Genomic DNA, 22,760 nt, shown 5'->3' on the forward strand with positions numbered 1-22,760 from the left:
CGAACGGATCGTCGCACTATCCCGCCATCGCCCGCCGTGCACCGGTATCCACATCGCCCATCCCGCGTTGTGCCCCCATGACCCTGAACCCGGCCGACCCCCGAACCGCCGCCGCCAGCGGCATGGCACGCTTCCTTGGCCGCATCGCGCCCGACGAGACGATCGCGGTCGCCGCGCATTTCGACGCGGACGGCCTTGCCGCCGCCGCCATCCTCACGCGCGCGCTGCGCAACGCCGGCCGCACCGCCGAACCGGTGATCGTCGGCAAGGCGCAGACCCCGTGGGACGAGGATTTTGCAGGCCGGTTGCGCGCCCTGAACCCCGGCGGGCTGATCCTCGCCGATCTCGGCACCCGTGCCGAACCGGTGCTTGCCGGCACGCCGACACTGGTCGTCGACCATCACCGCCCGACCGGCACGCCCCCCGACGCCATCACGCTGAGCGGCCATACGCTCGATCCCGAACCGACCAGCGCCCTGATCGCCTGGTGGGCGACGGCGGCGCTGGGCGACCAAAGCGACCTGCTCTGGCTCGCCGCACTCGGCCTGATCGGCGACATGGCGGAGGCGGCGGGCTTTCCCGAACTGGCCGAGGCGCAGAGCCGCTGGGGCAAGACCGCGCTGCGCGATGCCGTGTCGCTGGTCAACGCACCGCGCCGCACCGCCGCCGCCGATGCGGGGCCCGCGCTCCGCCTGCTGCTCGCCGGCGACGGGCCCAAGGCGATCACCCGGGGGGAGGGGCCGGACGTCCAGGCGCTCGCGGCGGCAAAGGCGGAGGTGCGTGACGCGGTGGAGGCCGCCCGCCGCGTTCCTCCCCGGATCGCCGGCGACGTCGCGCTGCTCCTCTTTTCCTCGCCCTGCCAGATCCATCCGTTGATCGCCCAGCAATGGCGCGGACGGCTGCGCGACAAGATCGTGATCGCGGCGAACAGCGGCTACCGCCCCGGCTGGGTCCACTTCGCCACCCGCTCCGCCACCGGCCGCGATCTCCTCGCCTTTCTCGCCGAACACCGCCCCGACGGCGCCGATGGCCGCTACGGCAACGGCCACGCCCAGGCCACCGGCGGCGCGCTGCCGGTGGAGATATGGAACCGCTTCGTTACGGGTTTGGGGATCGTGGAGGCGCAAGTCGCACCCTGACTCCCTCGCTCCTACGGGGAGCATCAGGTGAACAGCGCCCCGCGCTGTTCAGTCCATGCCGGGGGCATGGACGACCTGATGCTGGAAGGGGCCCGCTGCCGCAAGGCAGTGGGAAGGGTGAGGGGCCGCCACAAGCGCCGCACTGCTTGGCCACCCCTCACCCTCCCATCGCTCCGCGACGGGCCCCCCCCTCTCCCCGAGGAGGAGAAGGAATCACACACCCCCAAACACCGCCTCGCGATACCCCTCGACCATCCCCCGCACATCCACACGCGCCTTCAACCGCGCGCACAGCAGGGCCGTCCCGCTCACCTTGCGCTGCACGAACAGCGTATCCACCGGCGGCAGGTGCCAGGTGTCCCGGTCCTCCGCCATCGTCGCCGCCTCCTGCCGCAGCACGGGGACGAAGGCACGGTCGCCGAAGTCGAACGCGCCCGGCTGCTCCAGCTTGGCCAGGATCACCCCGATCATCCGGTCCACCGTCGCCCGGTGCCGTTCGGTCGCCGCCGCGCCCAGAAAGCCGGTTTCCACCGCCGCCACGCGCACCGCATCGCGGTCGCCGCTCAGGCCCGCCAGGATCAGCCGGTGATAGGCGGCCTGCGTTTCCGGCCGGATCACCCGCGCCGCCCCGAAATCCAGCAGCACCAGCCGGCCCGTATCCGCCTGCCAGCGATAGTTGGCGAAGTTGGGATCGGTCTGCATCACCCCCCAGGCGAACAGTTCGCGCAGCATCAGCCGCACCAGCGCCTCGGCCGCCTTGTCGCGCGTCGCCTGATCGGTCGCCTCCAGCACCTCAACCCGCTCGCCGGCCACGAATTCCATCGCCAGTACCCGGCCGGTGCTCAGCGCCGGGTCGGATCCCGGCACCACATAGGCGGGATCGTCGCCGACCAGCGTGCGATACCGCTCCAGCATCGCGCGCTCGCGCTCGTAATCGGCTTCCTCGTGCAACTGCCGCTTGGCCTCGCCCAGCAGCGGCGCGATATCCAGCTCGCGCGGCAACAGGCCCGAGACGCGCAGCAACGTCGCGACATTGTCGACATCGGCGTCGATGCTGTTCGCGATCCCCGGATATTGTACCTTGATCGCCAGCGTGCGGCCATCGGGCATCTCGGCGCGGTGGACCTGTCCGATCGACGCGGCGGCGATCGGATGCGCCTGGAAATGCCGGAACTTGCGGCGCCAGTCGCGCCCCCATTCCGCCGTGAGGACGCCGTCCAGTTGCTTGGGCGGCATGTGATGCGCATTGTCGCGCAGGCGGGCCAGGATCTGCGTCAGTTCGGGCGGCAGGATGTCGCCGGCATCCATCGAGATCATCTGGCCCAGCTTCATCGCCGCGCCGCGCAGATTGGCGAGCTGATCCGCCACCCGTGCCGCGTTTTTGGGCGTCAGGATCAGGTCGTTCATTTTCGGCCGCTCGCCCGCCGCCAGTCGCCGGGCGCCCTCGGTCACGATTCCCCCGGCGATGCCGCCGACGATGCGGCCCATGCCGCCCAGTCGCCCGATCCGTCCGCCGGGCACGGCCCGGCCCTTCGATTCCTCGCTCATGTGTCAGGTCCTCAACAGGTCGGATAGCGTCACGGGGGCGAAGTCGTGCACGTCGGTGCCGACATCGAATTGCCGCGGCATCGGTTTCAACCGGCCATGGCTGTGGCCGTGCAGGTTGATCGCGCGGCGATGCTGTCCGTTCCAACTGCGGAAAGGATAATGGCACAGCACCAGTCGGTGATCGTCCAGCGTCAGCTCGGCATAATCGCCGGTACTGGCCCAGCCGGGTGCGGCCAGCGTGTCCTCCGGGTCGTTGTTCCCGCGCAGCAGATGCTTGGTGCCGTTCAGCCGTGCCAGCAGGGCGGCGACATCGGCGGGGCGCCGCGCGACGTCGCCCAGATGCCACACCGTATCGCCGGGTGCGACGACCGCATTCCAGCGGGCGATCAGCGTCTCGTCCATCTCCGCGGTCGAGGCGAAGGGCCGGCGCGAGATGTTGATCGTGCGGTGATCGCCGAAATGCGTGTCCGCGGTGAAGAAGATCGTCATGTCCAGTACAGCACCCGCGCCATCGGCAAGGCCTCGGCGATGCGGCGTTCGAAGAACTGGCGCAGGTCGCGCATCGTGGCCGCGTCATAGACCTGCTTTTCGGTGCCGAACTTGGTGCGCTTCGTCACCCGGTCGCGGGGCGTCATGTCCAGCGACGATCCCGGATACCAGCTGTCCAGCACCGCCTTCGATCCGGCGGTGAAGCGGTGGGTTATCAACTCGACGGTCAGGTCCAGGTCCGCCACCCCCGCCAGTGCGGCGGCGGCATCGTCGATCAGCGCGCCGTAGGCCGTCTGCCACCCTTCCGCCGCGATGATCGGCGCGATCGTCAGTCCGACCGGATAGCCCGCCGCCGCCATCTGCCCCAGCGCGCGCAGCCGCTGCGCGACGGGCGCGGTGCCCCCCTCGAACCGGGCAAAGGCGCGCGGGTTGATCGATGCGCGCATCCGCGTGCGCCCGCCATGGTCGAGCGTCAGCAGGGGGGCCACATCGGCGAACTTGCTGGTGAAGCGCAGTTGCGCGGGCACGTCCCACTGCCCGAACCATGCGATGGCCGCGGACAGCGATCCCGTCAGCGGCTCCAACGCAAGGGGGTCGGTGTAGCAGGACGCCTCGAACGTCGTCCCTTCATGCGCCCGCGCGCTGCTGCGCGAGGTGATCGTGCCTTGCCCCAGATAGGCGGGCAGGCCGTCCAGTATCTCGTCTAGATTGGCATAGACGCGGGTGATCGGCGGCCCCTTCAGCGATCCTGCAAGATAGCAGTAGCTGCAATGCGCCGGGCATCCTTCCGCCAGGTCGACCCGCCAGTCCGCGCTTGGCGCGATCGGCTGCAACCGGCGTTTCGACGGTGGCGCCACCACCACCGCCAGCGTCGCCTTGGCCTCGGCATAGGCGCGGCGCGGATCGTCCTCGAACCCCAGCACCAGACGGTCCCCCGACAGTTCCACCACCTCGATCCCCATACGCTCGGCCCGCACCAGAATGGCGCGTCCATGCGCGAAATCGCGTGCGGAACGCGTCACGACCACGCGGCGCGGCTTCCAGGTGCCGATGCCGGCGCGGGTGGGGGAGGGGGCGGTCTGCACGAGGTTCGAACGAATGGCTGCCGAACTTGTTCGCGGCCCCGTCTGCGGCGAAGCTTTTCGGCGCGGGCGCAACCAGCGTGCGGCGATGTTTGTTGATGCTTCCTCCGTCCCTCAGGTAATCCCCCCAAGTGACCGCTGCCGCAAACCCTGCCTGGACCGAGGCCGATCGCCTCGCTGAACTGGAATCCTACGCGATTCTCGATACTTCGCGGGAGGCGGAGTTTGACGATATCGCCCGGCTGGCCGCCGATGTGTTTGAAGCGCCGATGGCGGTGGTCAATCTCGTGGCGGGCGACCGGCAATGGTTCAAGGCGGAGGTCGGCATCGGCGCCTGCGAACTCCCCCTCGACGCCTCCATCTGCGCCCACGCGATCCGCCACCCCGGCCTCTTCATCGTCCCCGACCTCGCCCAGGATCCGCGCTTCGCCCAAAACCCCCTGGTCGCCTCCTCCCCCAAACTCCGCTTCTACGCCGCCACCCCCCTAACCACCCCCACCGGCCTCCCCCTCGGAACGGTGTGTGTGCTGGACACCAAAGCACGGCCGGAGGGCATTACCGAGCGTCAGCAATTGACACTGCAAGTGCTTGCGCGACAGGTGATGACGCAGCTGGACCTGCGTCGCGCGATCGCACTGCGCGACCAGCGGACAGCCCAGCTGGAAGCGGAAATTGCCGGACGACGTGGCGTGGACCGCGCACTCGCCGAGACCGATCGACGGCTCAATGCCGTGCTGGATAATACGCGAATGGCCGTGTTCCTGATGGATGAGCGGCAGCATTGCGTCTATGTTAATGCGGCGGCCGAGGCTTTGACGGGGTATCGTCTGGGGGAGATGGCGGGGCGGCCGTTGCACGACGTGGTGCACCATACGTATCCCGACGGGCGGCACTACCCGTTGGAGGAGTGTCCGATCGACCGGGCATTTCCCGAGCGTGCACAGATGGATGGCGAGGAATTGTTCGTCGCCCCCGATGGCTCCTTCTACCCCGTCGCATTTACCGCGAGCCCGGTGCTGGACGATCATGGCAGCCCGGTGGGTACGGTGATTGAGGTGCGGGACGTGTCGGAGCAGAAGGCGCGGGAACAGGCGCTGGTGGAGTCCGAGGCACGGTTCCGCAACATGGCCGATCATGCGCCGGTGATGATGTGGGTGACCGACCCGGACGGGCGCTGCACCTATCTGAACAAGGCATGGTACGAGTTCACCGGGCAGACCGCGGAGACGGCCGAAGGGCTGGGCTGGCTGAACGCGGTGCATCCCGAGGACAGCGGCTGGTCGGGCGAGGTGTTTCTGGACGCCAATGCGCGCCAGGCACCGTTCCGGCTGGAATATCGCCTGCGCCGCCACGACGGCACCTATCGCTGGGCGATCGATGCCGCATCGCCGCGTTTCGGCACGGACGGGGCATTCCTCGGCTATATCGGATCGGTCATCGACATCGACGAACGGCGTGAAACGGAAAATGCGCTGCGCGCCAGCGAGCAGCGCTATCGCACGCTGTTCGAGGCGATCGAGGCCGGTTTCTGCATCATCGACATGGTGTTCGACGACGAGGGCCACCCGGTCGACTATCGCTTTGTCGAGGCCAATCCGGCGTTCGAGCGGCAGACCGGCCTGAAGGACGTGGAAGGGCGCAGCGCCCGCGAACTGGTGCCCGGACTGGAGGCGCACTGGTTCGAAAGCTATGGCCGTGTCGCGCTGTCCGGCGAGCCGGTGCGGTTCGAGAACGGATCGGAGGCGATGGGCCGCTGGTTCGAGGTACATGCGCTTCGACTGGGGCCGGCGGAGGCGCGGCGCGTCGCGATCCTGTTCAACGACATCACCGAGCGTCGCCGCACCGACGTGGCGCTGCGGGCGCTGAACGAGACGCTGGAACACCGGGTGGAGGACGCGCTGGCCGAGCGCAAGCTGTGGGCCGACGTGATCGAGAACGCCAATGCAATGATCGCGGTGGTCTCGCCCGACTATCGGTTCCTCGCGCTCAACGCCGCCTATGCTGCGGAATTTGCGCGCATCTACGGCATCCATCCCAAGGTGGGCGACAGCCTGGGCGAATTGATGGCACCGGTTGCGGAGCATCGTGACGAAGCGCTGGCGATCTGGCGTCGCGCATTGTCGGGCGAGGCGTTCACCGTGACCGAGCCGTTCGGCGAGCGCGACCTGGATCGTCCTTATTACGAGTTGCGCTTCAACGCGCTGCATGACCGCGAAGGGCATTTTGTCGGCGCGTTCCAATATGCCGTGGACGTGACCGACCGGCTGCGCGATCAGGCGCGGCTGGCGGCGGCCGAGGAGCAGTTGCGCCAGGCGCAGAAGATGGAAGCGGTGGGCCAGTTAACCGGCGGCATCGCGCACGATTTCAACAATATGCTGGCGGTAACGATCGGCTCGCTCGATCTGCTGAACCGGCGGATCGGCGCATCGGATGCGCGTGCCAAACGCTATATCGATGCAGCGACGGACGGTGCGCGGCGCGCGGCGACGCTGACCCAGCGGTTGCTCGCCTTTTCACGGCAACAGCCGCTGCGGCCCGAGGCGGTGGACCCCAACCGGCTGGTCTCCGGCATGTCGGATCTGCTGCGCCATTCGCTGGGCGGCGACGTGCGGCTGGAGACGGTGCTGGCGGGTGGCATCTGGCCGACGCATGTCGATCCGAACCAGTTGGAAAACGTGATCCTGAACCTGGCGATCAACGCACGTGACGCGATGCCGGAGGGCGGGCGCGTGACGATCGAGACGCAGAATGCCCATCTGGACAGCCGCTATGTCGCATCGCAGATGGGCGTGGCGGCGGGGCATTACGTGCTGATCGCGGTATCGGACACCGGCACCGGCATGCCGCCCGAGGTGATCGCCAAGGCATTCGACCCGTTCTTCACGACCAAGGGCGTTGGCAAGGGGACGGGACTTGGGTTGAGCCAGGTCTATGGCTTCGTCAAACAATCCGGCGGGCACGTGAAGATCTATTCGGAGCCGGGCGAGGGGACGACCGTCAAGGTCTATCTGCCGCGGCTGATCGGTGCCGAGGCCGAGCCCGCCTCGCTGGCCGACGATCGCGACCTGCCGCTGGGCGAGCAGGAAGAGGTGATCCTGGTGGTGGAGGACGAGCCGAGCGTCCGGCAGTTCAGCGTCGAGGCCCTGACCGAGCTCGGCTACCGCGTGATCGAGGCGGACTCGGCGGCGGCGGCGCTGCGCCTGCTGGATGCCAATCCCGACATCGCGCTTTTGTTTACCGATGTGGTGATGCCCGAGGTGAACGGCGCCAGGCTGGCCGAGGAAGTACGGCGGCGGCGTCCCGACCTGCGGGTGCTGTTCACCACCGGCTATACCCGCAACGCCGTGGTGCATAACGGGGTGCTGGACCCCGGCGTCGAATTGATCGGCAAGCCGTTCACCATCGAGGAACTGGCCGCCAAGGTGCGCGAGGTGCTGGAAACGCCGGTGGGGTGAGCGGGCGTTCATTCCCAATTGCGGAGACGCCTGGTTGCACTTCTGCAAGTTCAGGCAGATGCTGCAAGCCAGGGAATGCGGCGGAACGGGCGCGTTACCCATACTCGATCCGGGAGGCCGTGATGCGGTGTTCATGGGTAGCGGCCGCGCTTGTCGCGGCGGCTTGTGCGACAGTGGCACAGGCGCAAAGCGGCGAGGATCAGGTACGCCGGGCCATCATGGACATGAACCGCGCGGCGCAGCGGCTGGATGCGGACGCGTTCATGCGCAGCTACTGGCGGTCACCCCGACTCACGATCACGTTCGATGGCGAGACGATGCGCGGATAGGACATCATTGCGCGCGAACAGCGCAAGTGGTGGGCCGACAAAAGCGCCGGCATCCGCTTTGATGAACAGCGGCCGGCCGAAATCGTGTCGCAAGGTGACGGCGTGGTGACGTCCCTGCAATGGATGCGGGTATCGCGTGCGGGCGATCAGAAGCCGGCGCGGCTGGTTATTACCTCCGTTTGGAAGAAGCTCCCCGAGGGGTGGCGGGTGGTGCTGGCCCATGAATCGTTGGTGCCGTGATGCTGGCCAGCGGGTGTCGCAGGGCGGGCCTCTGCCGTTTTGTTTCGACGTCGTTCCGGTGAGCGGTTCGGTTCCGATGTGGTCGCTCTGAATAGGTAATGCCCCTTAAGACAACGCCATGAAGCACGGCGTGCTGTAGTTATCGTGGAAGCGAATGACCGGGAGGGCAGGATGCTCAGGAAGATCGGTATGCTGGCGGCTTTCATCACTGCCGTGCCGGCCGTCGCCCAATCATCCCCCGCCGTTCGTGTGCCGCCGGAGATCGGCGCTGCATATGCACGATTGGGAAAAGCGATGATGGCGCATGATGCCAATGGCGTTCGTGCGGTCTGGGCAGAGGACTTCGTGGTGAATGCGCCCAACAATATGGTGCTGCACCGCGACGAGGTGATCGCGGCGATGGAGCGCGATTTCCTCGACTATAGGGACTTTCGCAAGCACATCAGCTTTGTCGGCGAAAAGCCTGAAGTGACCGTGGTCATGGGCTACGACACCATGGTGCCAACCAAGGGGCCGGGTGCGGGCAAGCAGGTCATGCGTCCGTTTACCGACATATGGACGAACCGTGCCGGCACCTGGCAACTCATCGCGCGGCAGGCGACGATCGCTGCCGCGCGCTGAAGCGGAATGACATCGCCTTGATCCGTTCGCGTCGACGTGCCTCTCGATACGTGGCTTTGCCGCTACTCGGCGACTGGGGCGGGGGTGGGCCAAGCGGCTGTCATCCAATTTCGAGACGTACGGATCAGGCGGTCATCAGGAAGGCGGCGCCGGGGATCTCGATGACCTCGGCCTCCGGCATGGGGCAACCATTTGCACCGATAGGAAAAATCGTGACCTGGCCGCTTTCCTCGTTGGCGGCGAGGAGGTGGTTTTGGTGGAGGAGCAGGTGGCGGGGGAAGCGGCCGATGCTGGAGATGTGGCCGATGCGGGTGGGCGTGCCGTGGGTGTCGAGCGCGTAGGTGACGATGCAGTCGCCGCCGCGGGTGGTGACGTAAAGGCGGGCGTGCGGTGCATCGAGCGCGATGGCGCCGCCCAGCGTTTGTTCGACCGTGATCGCGCGGATCGATTCGGCGCGTAGCATCGCACCCTCGGGGCGCAGGACGGTGAGCGTGGCGGCGAGTTCGCTGACCAGATAGGCGACCGGCAGCGCCGGATGGGGCGCGAGATGGCGCGGACCCGATCCAGGCGGGGCGGTGTAGAGCGTCTGCGGCGCATGCAGATCGTTCAGGGGGCGCGACAGGATGCGGTCGGTGCCGAGATCGACGGTGAGCAGCGCACCCGCCGGGGTGAAGCCGACCCAGTGCGCGTGCGGCCCGCGCTGACGATCCGGGTCGGGGCCGTGACCGCGATCGGCCAGCGTGATGCCGGCGCCGGGCAGGCCAGTGTCGCCAAGGGGAAACAGCGTCACGCTGCCGCTGGCATAGTTGGCGACGGCGAGGTGGCGTTCGTCTGGGGACAGCGCGAGGTGGCAGGGCGCTTCGCCGCCCGAGCGGACCTGCGCCAGCGGGTGCCAGTCGGCGGCATAGACGTCCACCGTGCCCGCCGCCTCGTCCACCAGATAGCGGTGGCCGTGGCGGGCGGAGGTGACGGCGAAGGATGCATTGCGGATCGACGGGACCGGCGGCCCCGCCGTCCAGCCGCCCTGGCCGTCATGGACGAGCGGCACCAGTCCGGTGCCGCCCTTGCCCGCATAGGTGCCGACGAATGCGGCGGTCATGGCAGTTCCTGCATCCGCGGTTCGACGCGCAGGGTGACGACATCGACGCGGGGCGGGCGGGTGAGGATGAAATCGACCGCCTCGGCAATGTCCTCGGCATAGAGCATCTCGTGCCGGGCGATCATCTCGCGCTGTTCGTCGGCAGAAGGCTCCTGCATGTCGCTGCCCACCGTGCCGGGCTCGACCAGGCCGACGCGGATGCCGCGATCCTTTACCTCCTTGCGCAGCGTCTCGGCAAAGGCGGACAGGCCGGCCTTGGTGGCGGAATAGACGCTTTCGCCCGGCGCATGGATGGCGGCGCTGATCGACCCAATGATGACGATCTGTCCGCCATCGTCCAGCCGCTCCAGCGCGGCGCGGGTACAGGCGAGCGCGCCGACCAGATTGACATCGACGACATAGCGCCAGGCATCGTCCTCCATTTCGTCAATCGGATCGGCGCCAAGTGCGGCGTTGGAGACGAACGCGTCGATATGCCCCAGCCGCTCATCCGCTTCCTCGAAAAAACGCGCGACGCCCTCGCGCGTGCCCAGATCGGCGCTGATGCCATGGACCTCGCCGCGCGCATCGGCGAAGGATTCCAGCGCTTCCGCCAGTGCCGCCTCGTCGCGGCCCAGCGTCAGCACGCGGGCACCCTTGTCGGCGAGGCTGCGGACGATGGCGCGGCCGATGCCGGTGGTGCCGCCGGTGACGATGATGTTCTTTCCCTGCACGGTCATGCACTCCAGGTGAGGATCAGGCGGCCATTGGCCGGCACGCGAAAATCGAGGCGGTCGTCCGAGGTGGTGTGGGCGCGGACGATGTCGCCCTCCGCCGTGGTCAGCGTCGCCTGCGGCAGCTTGCGGCGTTTCAGGCGGACCAGCGACAGATCGGCCCGACAGGTCTCGCCGCCGTCCAGCGACAGGGTCAGCGCGCGGTCGCCGGTCCGCTCGATGCTGCGGATGAACAGGTTGCAGAACAGGCGGAACGGCGCCTCTTCGATGAGGTGGTGGGAGCGGGCGGCGAAGACCAGCGCGGCGCCGCTGCCATAGATTTCCTGCCCGACCTGGCCGGGCGACTGGCCGTCGCCGTAGAGATCCTCCAGCGGGAAGGCGAGGTCCGGGTTGATGACGCCGCTTTGATGCGGGGGATCGGCCAGTATCTCCTTGGGCAGTGCCTCGGGATAATAAAACCAGGCGCGGTCGAGGGCGTATCTGCAATATTCGCCGATCAGCATGCGCACCGCGGGTTCCAGATCGGGGCCGCTGTCCGCCAGATATGCCTCGAACGCGGTGAAGCTGTCGAAGCATTCGTAGATCGCCATATAGGGCGAGTCGTGCAGGCAGGTGGCGCCCAGGAAGGTGCGGTAATGCACCGCGTGGCCGACCTCGGATTCCCAGATTTCGCAATTGTGGAAGAAGCTGGCGAGATAGACGTAGCTTTGCGACAGGTAACGGTCGTCGTTGGTGATCCGCCACAGCCGCATGCAGGCGGCGGCACCCCAGGCGGTCAGGTTCGCCTGATATTCCAGGTCGAAGCGCATGCCGACCGCCGCATCGATCGCCGCGCGCGCCTCCGCCAGATAGGTCGGGTCGTCGGTCAGCTCGTGGCATTGCAGCATCAGATAGGCGTAGATGCCGCCGACATCGGTCTGGCCGAAGCGGTCGTCGTTGCGCGCCTTCGTCTTCACGGTGAAGTCGCGCATGTCGTACATGACCGGCCAGACATAATCGAAATGATGTGCCGCGCGGATGCCGAAGCCGACCGACTTCAGCAGGAGTTCGCGGCAGACCTCGTCGCCTTGCAGCGCCAGTCGCGCCATGTTGAGCATCGGGTGGTAGAGATACCAGCTGTCGACGGCGTCGGCGTCCTTGTCCTTGCCGACATTGGGCAGATAGCGGCGTAGCGTCTGGAGATCGGGGTCGTAGAAGCGGGCCAGCCCGGCGCGCAGTTCGTCTTCCAGCGGCAAGGGCGCGCCCAGCCAGCGGCCATAATCATGCACCGCGGCCAGCACCGACATCTGCACCATGACGTCGGGATATTCGCCGTCCGGATAGGGCATGATGTAGCGGTGGCCATATTCGCGCCTGCTCGCCTGCGGCGCCTCCGCCAGATCGCGCAGCGTGCGTTCCGACAGGCCGACCCAGTCGCGATAGTCGGTGCGCGGCAGCGGCAGCGCCTTGTACGCGATGCCGAGCATCTGGAGGAACTGGCGCGCCATCTCCAGTTCGTTGTCGCCCGCCCGGTCGCGGAAGACGAGGATGGCGTCGGAGATCATCACCTCCTGCCCGGCGGGCAGCGGGTGGGTGGGGGGCGTGCCGCTTTGCGGCGGGGTGGGCAGGAGATAGCCGAGTTCAGGCCACTCGCCGCCCATCGCGGCGTCGGGCACGGTATCGGTGGCACGGAAATAGTCGTTCAGCGCGGTCAGGTTCTGAAAGTAGAGCGTGCTGCCGAACGCGGGTTCCTCGAAGCGGAAATAGATGAGCGCGCTGTTCACGCCGCGCTGGGCCGCCTCGACCGTCCCGTGCGCGCCCAGCGGATCGTCGTCGGCGCCCAGCACGTAGCAGTCGCGCGGGTGGAACGGGATCAGCAGCGGCGCGCGCGGGGTCAGCCGCACCTGCATCTGCAGGCGGTGAAGATCGGCCTCCGACGTGCGCAGCGCGATGACGTGGCGCCCGACGACGCTTTCGGCCTCCAGCCGCAGCACCTCATGCTGTTCGGGGGCGAGCTTGCGGACCTTGAACCCGCCATCGGGGGTGTAGGCGGCGCGCAGGGCCAGCCCGCCCTTGTCCGGGCGGCGGATGATCAGCCAGACCGAGTCCGCGCCCTGGCAGATGTCGACCGACAGGTCGCCGAGGCCGAACCGGTCGAGCCGCTTCATCGCGCCGCCCATCAGTTCCTCGCGCAGGCCCAGCACATAGGCGCTGACGCCCGGAATGTCCTCAGGGGGCTTGACGATGTCCAATACCGTCGATGACATAAATCCCATCCTCCGGAACCAAATCCGTTAACGCATGTTGTCCTAAGTGACTGAAAACACGTCACTATCTGGCACAACTCGATTGCGACCCGTTGGTTCATGCGATGCGGCGAACGGCGCGTCGCGCGTTGTGGACGGCATGGCAGAGAAGGCTGGAGCATCGATGGGCAGTTGGACCGACGATCATGGTGCGCGGCCCCGCGTCGCGCTGGTGCTGGGTGGGGGCAATGCGCTGGGTGCGTATCAGGCCGGCGTGTTCGAGGCCCTGCAATCGGCAGGGATCGTGCCGGAATGGATCGCGGGCACCTCGATCGGGGCGGTCAACGGCGCGCTGATCTGCGGCAATGCACCCGAGGCACGGCTTGACCGGTTGCGCGACTTCTGGCGGCCGGCGGAAGGCGCCATATCGCCGACCGGGCCCGGAGAGACGGCGCGGCGGACCGCCAGTGTCGCGGAGGCCATGTTATGGGGGCGCGGCGACGTGTTCGCGCCACGCGGGCCCGGTACATGGCCGATGGGTACGCAGGCGCTGTACGATTCGTCGCCGCTGGGGCGGGGCATCGCGCGGCTGGTCGATATCGACCGGCTGAACGACGGCGGGATGCGCTACGCCACGGTGGCGGTCGATCTGGAGACGGGAGCGGAGCGCGTGTTCGACACGCAGGGCGGCCGCGTCGGCGTCGATCATGTGCGGGCAAGCGGTGCACTGTTGCCGCTGTTCCCGCCGGTCAGCGTCGATGGCCGCGACCTGGTCGACGGGGGTACCGCGTCGAACCTGCCGGTCGATCTGGTGCTGGCGGAGCCGGGCGAGGGCGCGTTGCTGTGCATCGCGGTCGACCTGTTACCGCTGGAGGGCGGCGCGGCGCGGACATTGGGCGATTCGTTGCAGCGGATGCAGGACCTGGCCTTTGCCTGTCAGGCGCGGCGGGCGATCGCCGGGTGGCAGCGCGACTATGACCTGCGCGCACGAATACCCGGCGAGACGCCGCGCACGGTGACGTTGATCCACATGGCTTATGGCGGCGAGGAGCGCGAAGTGTCGGGCAAGGCACTGGACTTCTCCGCGCGCTCGATCGGCGAGCGGTGGACACGCGGCGCGCGCGACATGCACCATGTCATCGCGCAACTGGATGCGGGCGAGATCGCCACCGGCCGGTCCGGGCTGACCGTCTACCGCTTTCAGGATGGCGAGCGGCGGGAAGGCTGATCGCGGATCGTCAGGTGACGATCGGATGGCGGCCGCGCAGATCGTCGAGCGTGCGTTCCACCGCGGCATTCTCGCCCGCGGTGCCGGCGGGGGCGAGCGACCAGTTGCAATGGGGATGCGTCTCGGCACTGTAGACGCGCATGTCCCCCAGTACGATCCGCCAGCGACGGCGGGTGCCACCCACCTGTTTCACGAGCGTTGAGAGCAGGATGTCGAGAAGGTCGTCGCGGGTCATGCTGGGGCGCGTTAGCCCCATCGGCGCCTTCAGGGAAGCGAGCATGCGAAAGCGGCGGACAGCGACAAAAATTGTCATGTTCCATCCTTGTTCCGGAGGAACAAAGAGCGTACATAGCGGTCAGCAATTGAACGTAGAAACAGCATGCTCTAGCGAAGGGAGCTTCTGATGGCCGCCAATCTGAAAGTGATCGATACCGGTATGGCAACCCTCAATGCAGACCGGCAAAAGGCGCTAGACGCCGCGCTGGCACAGATCGACCGCGCCTTTGGCAAGGGCTCCGCGATGAAGCTGGGGCAGAAGGAGGCGATGCAGGTCGAGGCGATCTCGACCGGTTCGCTCGGTCTCGACATCGCACTCGGCGTCGGCGGCCTGCCGCGCGGTCGCGTGATCGAGGTCTATGGCCCTGAATCGTCCGGCAAGACGACGCTGGCCCTCCACGTCATCGCCGAGGCGCAGAAGAATGGCGGCACCGCCGCCTTCGTCGACGCCGAACACGCGCTCGACCCGGTCTATGCCAAGAAGCTGGGCGTCAACATCGACGAGCTGATCGTGTCGCAGCCCGACACGGGCGAACAGGCGCTGGAGATCACCGACACGCTGGTCCGCTCCAACGCGATCGACGTGCTGGTGGTCGACTCGGTCGCGGCACTGGTGCCGCGCGCGGAAATCGAGGGCGAGATGGGCGACAGCCATGTCGGCCTGCAGGCGCGCCTGATGTCGCAGTCCCTGCGCAAGCTGACCGGTTCGATCAGCCGTTCGCGCTGCATGGTGATCTTCATCAACCAGCTGCGCATGAAGATCGGCGTGATGTACGGCAACCCGGAGACGACGACGGGCGGCAACGCGCTGAAATTCTATGCGTCCGTTCGTCTCGACATCCGCCGCACCGGCGCGATCAAGGACCGCGAGGAAGTGACCGGCAACGCGACCCGCGTGAAGGTGGTGAAGAACAAGGTCGCGCCGCCGTTCAAGCAGGTCGAGTTCGACATCATGTACGGCGAGGGTATCTCCAAGATCGGCGAGATCCTCGATCTGGGTGTGAAGGCCGGGCTGGTCGAGAAGTCGGGTAGCTGGTTCTCCTACGACTCGGTGCGGATCGGGCAGGGGCGCGAGAACGCCAAGACGTACTTGCGCGAAAACCCGGAAATGGCCGACCGGCTCGAACGCGCCATCCGTCAGCGCACCGACAAGGTCGCCGAGGAGATGATGACCGGCCCGGATGCCGAGGACGACGCCTGAGGGCGGCCCGCGCCTCTCGAATGGGGGCGCGCGGCAGGTCATCTTGCATCATGCCGATGCCGACACGAGAAGGGCCTGCCGATCCGGCGGGCCCTTTGTCGTTTCGGAGACGGAGGGGCCGCGGCCTTTATCGCCGACCAGGAGAATGGAGCGCATGACCGGACGATCCGAATGGCAGTCCCGTGTGGGTCGGGTATGGGCACAGGAATGGCGCCGTACCGATCGCGCGCTGGCGGGCGTGGCCGAGCGGCTGGATGCGGCGATCGCGGCGGTTGCGCCACAAAGCGGCGATGCCGTCGATATCGGCTGCGGCGCGGGCAGCACGACGCTGGCGCTCGCCGCGGCACGACCGGATCTGCGGGTCACCGGGATCGACCTTTCGCCCGATCTGCTCGGCACGGCTCGGGAACGTGGTGAGGGACATGGCAATGTCGCCTTTGTTCAGGGCGACGCGCTGGCGGTCCTGCCGACGCTGGCGCCGCTCGACATGATCGTATCGCGTCACGGCGTGATGTTCTTCGACGATCCGGCCATGGCCTTTGCCCGCATGCGCGCGGCGATGCGGCCGGGCGCGCCGCTGGTCTTTTCTTGCTTCCGGGCGCGGGCCGAGAATGACTGGGCGGTGGCGCTCGACGCAGCGGTGGGCGGTGGGCCGGCCCTGCCCGCTGGCTATGCGCCCGGCCCGTTCGGGTTGGCCGATCGCGCGTTTACGCAGGACATGCTTGGCCGGGCCGGATGGGCGGACATCCGCGCGGCGGCACATGACGTCGCCTACCGCGTCGGCGGCGGAGACGATGCGGTGGAGGACGCACTCGGCTTCTTCGCGCGGATCGGGCCGGCGGCGACGCCGCTTGCCAATGCGGCCCCGGCGGAGCGTTATGCGCTGGAAGCGCGTTTGCGCTCCCTGCTCCATCCGCGCGTCGTGGACGGGGCGATCGATTTCACCGCGGCCATCTGGATCTGGACCGCGACAGCAGGGGAGGCCGCATGATCGTCGTCCATCATCTGGAAAACAGCCGCTCGCAACGCATCCTGTGGATGCTGGAGGAACTGGGGCTGCCCTATGAGGTGAAGCGGTACGAGCGGGACCCCAAGACGATGCTGGCGCCGCGTGAATTGCGCGCGGTGCATCCGCTGGGCAAGTCGCCGGTGATCCAGGATGACGGCGCGGTGGTGGCGGAAACCGGGGCGATCGCCGAATATCTGGTGGAAAAGGCGGACGGGCGACTGGGCGCGCCGTCGCACCGCGAGGCGGCGCTGCGCTATCGCTTCTGGCTGCACTATGCGGAAGGCTCGCTGATGCCGCCGCTGCTCCTGCTGCTGGTGCTCGGGCGTATTCCACTGATGGGCAAGGCCGCGATCAAGCGGGTGCAGCCGATGCTGGACCGGCATCTGGACTATGTGGAGGCGGAGCTGGCGCGACGCCCGTGGTTCGCCGGCGACCAGATGACGGCGGCAGACATCATGATGAGCTTTCCGCTGGAAGCGGCGCGCAAGCGTGGCGGCCTGAACGAAAGCCGCCCGGCGACGATGGCGTGGTTGGACAAGATCCATGCCCGGCCCGCCTATCAGGCGGCGCTGGCGAAGGGCGGCCCCTACACCTTCGCCTGACCGGCTCTAGCGACCGATATCGCGAAAGCTGTCGACGTCCTTGGCGGGGCCGTGGCCGGATGGCGCGTGCAGCGGTTCGATCTCGGCGGGCTCCAACGGATCGAGCCCGCCCTCCCACTTCGACACCACGGTGGCGGCGATGGCGTTGCCGAGGACGTTGGTGGCGGAGCGGCCCATGTCGAGGAAGTGGTCGATGGCGAGGACGAGGAGGAGTCCGGCCTCGGGCAGGTCGAACTGCGCCAGCGTGGCGGCGATCACCACCAGGCTGGCACGCGGTACGCCCGCTATCCCCTTGGACGTGATCATCAATGTCAGCAGCATCGCGATCTGCGTGCCGAGCGTCAGGTCGATGCCGTAGGCCTGCGCGATGAACAAGGACGCGAAGGTCATGTACATCATCGAACCGTCGAGATTGAACGAATAGCCGAGCGGCAGCACGAAACTGGCGATGCGCGGCGGTACGCCGAACCGGTCGAGCGCCTCCAGGGTGCGGGGGAAGGCAGCCTCGGAAGAGGCGGTGGAGAAGGCGAGGAGCGCCGGGTCGCGGACATAGCGCAGCAGCAGGCGGATGCGCGGGCCGACGAGAAGGAAGGCGATGCCGATCAGCACCGCCCACAGCACCGCAAGGCCGACATAGACCGAACCCATGAAATAGGCGAGGCGGCCGATCACGCCGGGCCCCTGTTCGACCAGGGTCGCCGCCACCGCCGCGAACACCGCGACGGGGGCGAAGCGCATCACATAGTCGGTGATCTGGAGCATGACCGCGACCAGCGCCTCGGCCGCCTTCACCAGCGGCGCGGCACGCTCGCCCACCGCGGTGATGGCGACGCCGGCGAAGACGGAGAAGACGACGATCTGGAGGATGTCGTTGGTCGCCATCGCGTCGATGATCGAGGTCGGGAAGATGTGGGTGATGACCTTGGCGGCATCGAACGCGGTCTTGTCGAGGCCGCTGCCCTGGCCGGCGGGGGGGAGCGGCAGGTTGAGCCCGACGCCGGGTTGCAGCAGGTTGACGAGGATGAGCCCCAGGGTCAGCGACAACAGGCTGGCGCTGACGAACCACAAGAGCGACTTCAGCCCGACGCGGCCGAGCGCGCCGGTGTCGCCCATATGCGCGATGCCGACCACCAGCGTGCCGAAGACGAGCGGCGCGATGATCATCTTGATAAGGTGCAGGAAGATCGTGGTCAGCACCGAGAACCAGCCGGCGATCGCCTTCAGCCGCGCGGCCGAGGCCGGTGTCCCGTCCGACAGTCCCGCATTGATCGCCCAGCCGACGACGAGGCCGAGAACCAGCCCCAGAAGGATGAACCGCGTCAACCGCTTCGCCAAGATACACGCTCCCCGGAAATACAGGCCCGCTACCAAGGGGATTGCGGGGCTGCGGTCAAGAACCGTATCGCTTGGGCCATGCCCGCTGTTCTTTCCCGCCGGACGCTGATCGCCGGTGCCGCCACCCTGCCGCTGCTCGCCCGACCGGGGCTGGTGCGCGCGGCCGACACCGACCTGTCGACGCTGCGCGACATGACGGTCAGGGCCAGGCCGATCGATGCGGCGGAGCGTGCCGCGCGGCTGGCGCGGGCGCAAGGATTGATGCGCGCGAACGGGATCGGCGCGGTGTTGATCGAGCCGGGATCGTCGCTGGTCTATTTCACCGGCGTCCGCTGGGGGCGGAGCGAGCGGCTGACCGCGGCGGTGCTGCCGGTGGAGGGGCCGCCGTGCATCGTCACGCCGTTCTTCGAAGAGCCGTCGGTCCGCGAAACGCTGGGCGTGCCGGCGGAGGTGCGGGTGTGGCAGGAGGATCAGGACCCGCTGGCGGTGGTCGCCGGTTACTTGCGCGACCGCAAGCTGGCGGCGGGCACGATCGGGATTGAGGAAACGGCGCGCTTCTTCGCGTTCGACGGGCTGGCACGCGCGCTGCCGGAGGCGAAGCTGGTGTCCGCCAATCCGGTGGTGCGCGGGTGCCGGATGGTGAAGACGCCGGCCGAGATCGCGCTGATGCAGATGGCGACGGACGTGACGATGGCGGCGTATCGCTTCGTCTTTCCGCGCGTCGAGGCGGGGATGACCGGGCTGGACATCGCGGCCCTGATGAACGCCGCGACGCGCGCGCTGGGCGGCAGTCCGGAGTTCAGCCTGGTGCTGGTCGGCGAGGCATCGGCCTACCCTCACGGATCGAAACAGGTCCACCGGGTGGGTGAGGGGCAGGTGGTGCTGATGGATTGCGGCTGTACCGTGCAGGGTTATCAGTCGGACGTGTCGCGCACCTGGGTGCACGGCACCGCCAGCAAGGCGCAGCGCACCGTGTGGGAACAGGTGGCACAGGCGCAGCAACTGGCCTTTGCGACCGCCAAAGTGGGCCTGGCCGCCGGGCAGGTCGACGACGCGGTGCGGCGCTTTTACGCGAAACTGGGTTACGGCCCGGATTACAAGCTGCCGGGCCTGTCGCACCGGACGGGGCACGGCATCGGCATGGACGGGCACGAACCGGTCAACCTGGTGCGCGGAGAGGCGACGCCGCTGGCGCCGGGCATGTGTTTTTCGGACGAGCCGGGGCTGTACCTGCCGGGCAAGTTCGGGGTCCGGCTGGAGGATTGCTTCTACATGACCGAGGCGGGGCCGCGCTGGTTCAGCCAGCCACCACACGACCTGGACCAGCCGCTGGGCGGGCACCGTTTGCCGCCGGCGAACGCGCCGCGCTGATCGCCCTCACCCTTGCGCGGCTTTGCCGCTCCCCCCTCTCCCGGTGGGAGAGGGAAGGGGCCCGTCGCCAAGGGCACGGGCGCGTCCCGACGGGCACCGCAAAACGTGCCTTGGCACGTTTTCAAACAGCCTCTAAGCCGCTGTCCCATGACCTCGACCAACGACATCCGCCGCGGCTTTCTCGACTATTTCGGTGAACAGGGGCACCAGATCGTGCCGTCCGCACCGCTCGTGCCGCAGAACGACCCGACGCTGATGTTCGTCAATGCGGGCATGGTGCCGTTCAAGAACGTGTTCACCGGCCTGGAATCGCGGCCTTATTCGACCGCGACCAGTTCGCAGAAATGCGTCCGCGCCGGTGGCAAGCATAACGATCTGGACAATGTCGGCTACACCGCCCGGCACCACACCTTCTTTGAGATGCTGGGCAATTTCTCGTTCGGCGATTATTTCAAGGAACAGGCGATCACCCATGCCTGGACGCTGCTGACCAAGGTCTGGGGTATTCCCGCCGAGAAGCTGACCGCCACCGTCTACCACACCGACGACGAGGCGTTCGACCTGTGGAAGAAGATCGCGGGGCTTCCCGATCACAAGATCATCCGCATCCCCACCAAGGACAATTTCTGGGTGATGGGCGAGAACGGGCCGTGCGGACCGTGTTCGGAAATCTTCTACGATCACGGCGAGCATATCTATGGCGGCCCTCCCGGCAGCCCGGAGGAGGATGGCGACCGCTTCGTCGAGATCTGGAACCTCGTCTTCATGCAATATGAGCAGGAAGCCAACGAGATCATCGGCGAACTGCCCAAGAAGTCAATCGACACGGGTATGGGGCTGGAGCGTGTCGCGGCCGTGTTGCAGGGCGTGCACGACAATTACGACACCGACACGTTCAAGGCGCTGATCGCGGCGTCGTGCGACCTGACCCATACCAGGGCGGAAGGTGCGCAGATGGCGAGCCACCGCGTCATCGCCGACCATCTGCGCTCGGCAGGCTTCTTGGTCGCGGACGGCGTGCTGCCCGCCAATGAGGGGCGCGGCTATGTGCTGCGCCGGATCATGCGCCGCGCGATGCGCCATGCGCACCTGCTGGGCGCCAAGGAGCCGCTCATGCACCGGCTGGTGCCCGCGCTCATCACCGAAATGGGCGCGGCGTACCCGGAACTGTTCCGTGCACAGCCGCTGATCGAGGCGACGCTGCGGCAGGAGGAGACCCGGTTCCGCCAGACGCTGGACAAGGGGCTGAAGCTGCTCGACGAGGCGACCGCGGGCATGGACGAGGGCGCGACGCTGGCCGGCGAGACCGCGTTCAAGCTCTACGACACCTATGGCTTTCCCTATGACCTGACCGAGGATGCGTTGCGCGCGCAGGGGCTGTCGGTCGACCGCGCCGGTTTCGATGCGGCGATGGCCGAGCAGAAGCGTGCCGCGCGCGCCGCATGGAAGGGATCGGGCGCCAAGGCGTCGGACGACCTGTGGTTCGACATCGCCGAGGAAACCGGGTCGACCGAGTTTCTGGGCTATGCCTCCGACACGGGCGAGGGCGAGGTGCTGGCGCTGATCAAGGACGGCGCGCGCGTCGATCGTGCCGGCACCGGCGATACGGTGGCGATCGTCGTCAACCAGACCCCCTTTTATGGCGAGAGCGGCGGGCAGGTGGGTGATGCCGGCACCATCTCCAACGATGCCGGCCTGCGCGCCGCGGTTACCGATACCTCTAAGCAGCTTGGCCGGGTGTTCGTGCATCACGCCCAGGTCGAGGCGGGCGAGATCAAGGTCGGCGATCCCGTCAAGTTGGCGATCGATGTCGCACGCCGTGCGCAGATCCGCGCCAACCATTCCGCGACGCACCTGTTGCACGAGGCGCTGCGCGAGCGGCTGGGCAGCCATGTCGCGCAAAAGGGTTCGCTGGTCGCCCCTGAACGGCTGCGCTTCGACTTTTCGCAGCCGGTCGCGGTGGGCGCCGAGGACATCGCGGTCGTCGAGGCGGCGGTCAATGCGCAGGTGCGTGGCAACGGATCGGTGACCACCCGGCTGATGACCCCGGACGATGCGATCGCGATGGGCGCGATGGCGCTGTTCGGCGAGAAATATGGCGACGAGGTTCGCGTCGTGTCGATGGGCGAGGATGCCGACGGCACCTATTCCATCGAACTGTGCGGCGGCACGCATGTCGGCGCGCTGGGCGAGATCGGGCTGTTCAAGATCGTGTCGGAGGGCGCGGTGTCGAGCGGCGTGCGCCGTGTCGAGGCGCTGACCGGCGAGGCGGCGCGCAGCTATCTGTCGGCGCGCGACGAAAAGCTGCGTGAGGCGGCGACCGCGCTGAAGACGGCGCCCGACGATGTGCCCGCGCGCGTCGCCGCGCTGATCGAGGAGCGGCGCCGGCTGGAGCGCGAACTGGCCGAGGCGAAGAAGGCGCTGGCGATGGGTGGCGGTGCCGCGGGCCCGGTCGGCCCCGAGCAGATCGGCGACGTGGCGTTCATCGGACAGGTGCTCGACGGGTTCGAGGCCAAGGGGCTGCGCGGCGCGGTGGACGAGGCCAAGCAGCGGCTGGGCTCCGGCGTGGCGGTGATGGTCGCGGTGAACGATGGCCGCGCATCGGTGGCGGTCGGTGTGACCGACGATGTCGTCGGTCGCCTCAACGCGGTGGATCTGCTGCGCCGGGCCGTGGCGGCGCTGGGCGGGCAGGGCGGCGGTGGCCGGCCCGACATGGCGCAGGGCGGCGGGCCGGACGGCGCCAAGGCCGCCGAGGCGCTGGATGCCGTGCGGGAGGCGCTGGCGGGGTGAGGATGGCC

The 22,760-nt window shown here is 67.7% G+C and carries 19 protein-coding genes; 11 read left to right on the forward strand and 8 right to left on the reverse strand.

Annotation, left to right across the window (positions count from 1 at the left end; translation table 11 throughout):
- The first annotated feature begins 77 nt into the window (after nt 1–77).
- Nucleotides 78–1,139, forward strand: a complete 1,062-nt coding sequence (locus tag NPJ82_RS05440) for a phosphoesterase (RefSeq protein ID WP_342658592.1) — start codon at nt 78–80, stop codon at nt 1,137–1,139.
- 213 nt (nt 1,140–1,352) lie between these two features.
- On the opposite strand, the gene NPJ82_RS05445 is transcribed toward NPJ82_RS05440, so the two are convergent.
- The 3 genes from NPJ82_RS05445 to NPJ82_RS05455 are packed head-to-tail and all read right to left on the reverse strand — an operon-like array spanning nt 1,353 to nt 4,261.
- Complete coding sequence (locus NPJ82_RS05445) at nt 1,353–2,687, reverse strand: AarF/ABC1/UbiB kinase family protein (RefSeq protein ID WP_342658593.1); 1,335 nt, start codon at nt 2,685–2,687, stop codon at nt 1,353–1,355.
- Nucleotides 2,688–2,690: 3 nt separating this feature from the next.
- Nucleotides 2,691–3,176 carry a metallophosphoesterase family protein gene (locus NPJ82_RS05450; RefSeq protein WP_112383510.1) on the reverse strand — a complete coding sequence of 162 codons (486 nt, stop codon included), beginning with the start codon at nt 3,174–3,176 and terminating at the stop codon, nt 2,691–2,693.
- A complete protein-coding gene (locus tag NPJ82_RS05455; protein ID WP_342658594.1) occupies nt 3,173–4,261 on the reverse strand; it encodes a spore photoproduct lyase family protein in 1,089 nt (362 codons plus the stop codon). Before NPJ82_RS05455 ends, NPJ82_RS05450 begins: the two co-directional genes overlap by 4 nt.
- 128 nt (nt 4,262–4,389) lie before the next feature.
- Between NPJ82_RS05455 and NPJ82_RS05460 the strand changes: the two genes are divergently transcribed.
- The 4 genes from NPJ82_RS05460 to NPJ82_RS05475 all read left to right on the forward strand — a co-directional run bounded on the left by NPJ82_RS05460 (nt 4,390) and on the right by NPJ82_RS05475 (nt 8,903).
- Nucleotides 4,390–7,713: a PAS domain S-box protein gene (locus tag NPJ82_RS05460; RefSeq protein ID WP_342658595.1), complete on the forward strand. Its 3,324-nt coding sequence runs from the start codon at nt 4,390–4,392 to the stop codon at nt 7,711–7,713.
- Between the two features lie 122 nt (nt 7,714–7,835).
- Entirely contained in the window at nt 7,836–8,042 is a 207-nt protein-coding gene (locus NPJ82_RS05465; protein ID WP_342658596.1) for a hypothetical protein, read from the forward strand.
- A gap of 102 nt (nt 8,043–8,144) precedes the next feature.
- Nucleotides 8,145–8,282, forward strand: coding sequence for a hypothetical protein (locus NPJ82_RS05470; RefSeq protein WP_342658597.1), 138 nt, complete (start codon nt 8,145–8,147; stop codon nt 8,280–8,282).
- Nucleotides 8,283–8,453: 171 nt separating this feature from the next.
- Nucleotides 8,454–8,903 (forward strand): nuclear transport factor 2 family protein, encoded by a 450-nt coding sequence (locus NPJ82_RS05475; RefSeq protein WP_149681824.1) that lies wholly within the window; start codon nt 8,454–8,456, stop codon nt 8,901–8,903.
- 124 nt (nt 8,904–9,027) lie between these two features.
- Here NPJ82_RS05475 and NPJ82_RS05480 read toward each other — a convergent pair whose 3' ends face one another.
- The 3 genes from NPJ82_RS05480 to NPJ82_RS05490 are packed head-to-tail and all read right to left on the reverse strand — an operon-like array spanning nt 9,028 to nt 12,961.
- On the reverse strand, nt 9,028–10,002 hold the full coding sequence (locus NPJ82_RS05480; RefSeq protein WP_342658598.1) for a beta-propeller fold lactonase family protein: 975 nt from the start codon (nt 10,000–10,002) through the stop codon (nt 9,028–9,030).
- On the reverse strand, nt 9,999–10,721 hold the full coding sequence (locus tag NPJ82_RS05485) for an SDR family oxidoreductase (protein WP_342658599.1): 723 nt from the start codon (nt 10,719–10,721) through the stop codon (nt 9,999–10,001). The genes NPJ82_RS05480 and NPJ82_RS05485 overlap by 4 nt, the downstream gene beginning before the upstream one ends.
- On the reverse strand, nt 10,718–12,961 hold the full coding sequence (locus NPJ82_RS05490; protein ID WP_342658600.1) for a hypothetical protein: 2,244 nt from the start codon (nt 12,959–12,961) through the stop codon (nt 10,718–10,720). Before NPJ82_RS05490 ends, NPJ82_RS05485 begins: the two co-directional genes overlap by 4 nt.
- A gap of 163 nt (nt 12,962–13,124) precedes the next feature.
- Here NPJ82_RS05490 and NPJ82_RS05495 point away from each other — a divergent pair, with 163 nt between their 5' ends.
- On the forward strand, nt 13,125–14,168 hold the full coding sequence (locus NPJ82_RS05495) for a patatin-like phospholipase family protein (protein ID WP_342658601.1): 1,044 nt from the start codon (nt 13,125–13,127) through the stop codon (nt 14,166–14,168).
- A gap of 10 nt (nt 14,169–14,178) precedes the next feature.
- Here the strand turns inward: NPJ82_RS05495 and NPJ82_RS05500 are convergent, their stop codons facing one another.
- Nucleotides 14,179–14,403 (reverse strand): hypothetical protein, encoded by a 225-nt coding sequence (locus NPJ82_RS05500; RefSeq protein ID WP_342658602.1) that lies wholly within the window; start codon nt 14,401–14,403, stop codon nt 14,179–14,181.
- A gap of 168 nt (nt 14,404–14,571) precedes the next feature.
- On the opposite strand from NPJ82_RS05500, the gene recA reads away from it, so the two are divergent.
- The 3 genes from recA to NPJ82_RS05515 all read left to right on the forward strand — a co-directional run bounded on the left by recA (nt 14,572) and on the right by NPJ82_RS05515 (nt 17,256).
- Nucleotides 14,572–15,645 carry a recombinase RecA gene (gene recA / locus NPJ82_RS05505; RefSeq protein ID WP_112383519.1) on the forward strand — a complete coding sequence of 358 codons (1,074 nt, stop codon included), beginning with the start codon at nt 14,572–14,574 and terminating at the stop codon, nt 15,643–15,645.
- Nucleotides 15,646–15,799: 154 nt separating this feature from the next.
- Nucleotides 15,800–16,636 (forward strand): class I SAM-dependent methyltransferase, encoded by an 837-nt coding sequence (locus tag NPJ82_RS05510; RefSeq protein ID WP_342658603.1) that lies wholly within the window; start codon nt 15,800–15,802, stop codon nt 16,634–16,636.
- On the forward strand, nt 16,633–17,256 hold the full coding sequence (locus NPJ82_RS05515; protein ID WP_112383520.1) for a glutathione S-transferase family protein: 624 nt from the start codon (nt 16,633–16,635) through the stop codon (nt 17,254–17,256). Before NPJ82_RS05510 ends, NPJ82_RS05515 begins: the two co-directional genes overlap by 4 nt.
- 6 nt (nt 17,257–17,262) lie before the next feature.
- Here the strand turns inward: NPJ82_RS05515 and NPJ82_RS05520 are convergent, their stop codons facing one another.
- Complete coding sequence (locus NPJ82_RS05520) at nt 17,263–18,591, reverse strand: dicarboxylate/amino acid:cation symporter (RefSeq protein WP_149681819.1); 1,329 nt, start codon at nt 18,589–18,591, stop codon at nt 17,263–17,265.
- A gap of 78 nt (nt 18,592–18,669) precedes the next feature.
- Between NPJ82_RS05520 and NPJ82_RS05525 the strand changes: the two genes are divergently transcribed.
- Together NPJ82_RS05525 and alaS are read left to right on the forward strand one after the other, a co-directional pair.
- Nucleotides 18,670–19,962, forward strand: a complete 1,293-nt coding sequence (locus NPJ82_RS05525) for a Xaa-Pro peptidase family protein (protein ID WP_342658604.1) — start codon at nt 18,670–18,672, stop codon at nt 19,960–19,962.
- Between the two features lie 147 nt (nt 19,963–20,109).
- Nucleotides 20,110–22,752 carry an alanine--tRNA ligase gene (alaS, locus tag NPJ82_RS05530; RefSeq protein ID WP_342658605.1) on the forward strand — a complete coding sequence of 881 codons (2,643 nt, stop codon included), beginning with the start codon at nt 20,110–20,112 and terminating at the stop codon, nt 22,750–22,752.
- Nucleotides 22,753–22,760 lie beyond the last annotated feature (8 nt).

It is taken from the genome of Sphingomonas sp. NY01, assembly GCF_038809135.1.
In the GTDB taxonomy this organism is placed as follows: domain Bacteria; phylum Pseudomonadota; class Alphaproteobacteria; order Sphingomonadales; family Sphingomonadaceae; genus Sphingomonas; species Sphingomonas carotinifaciens.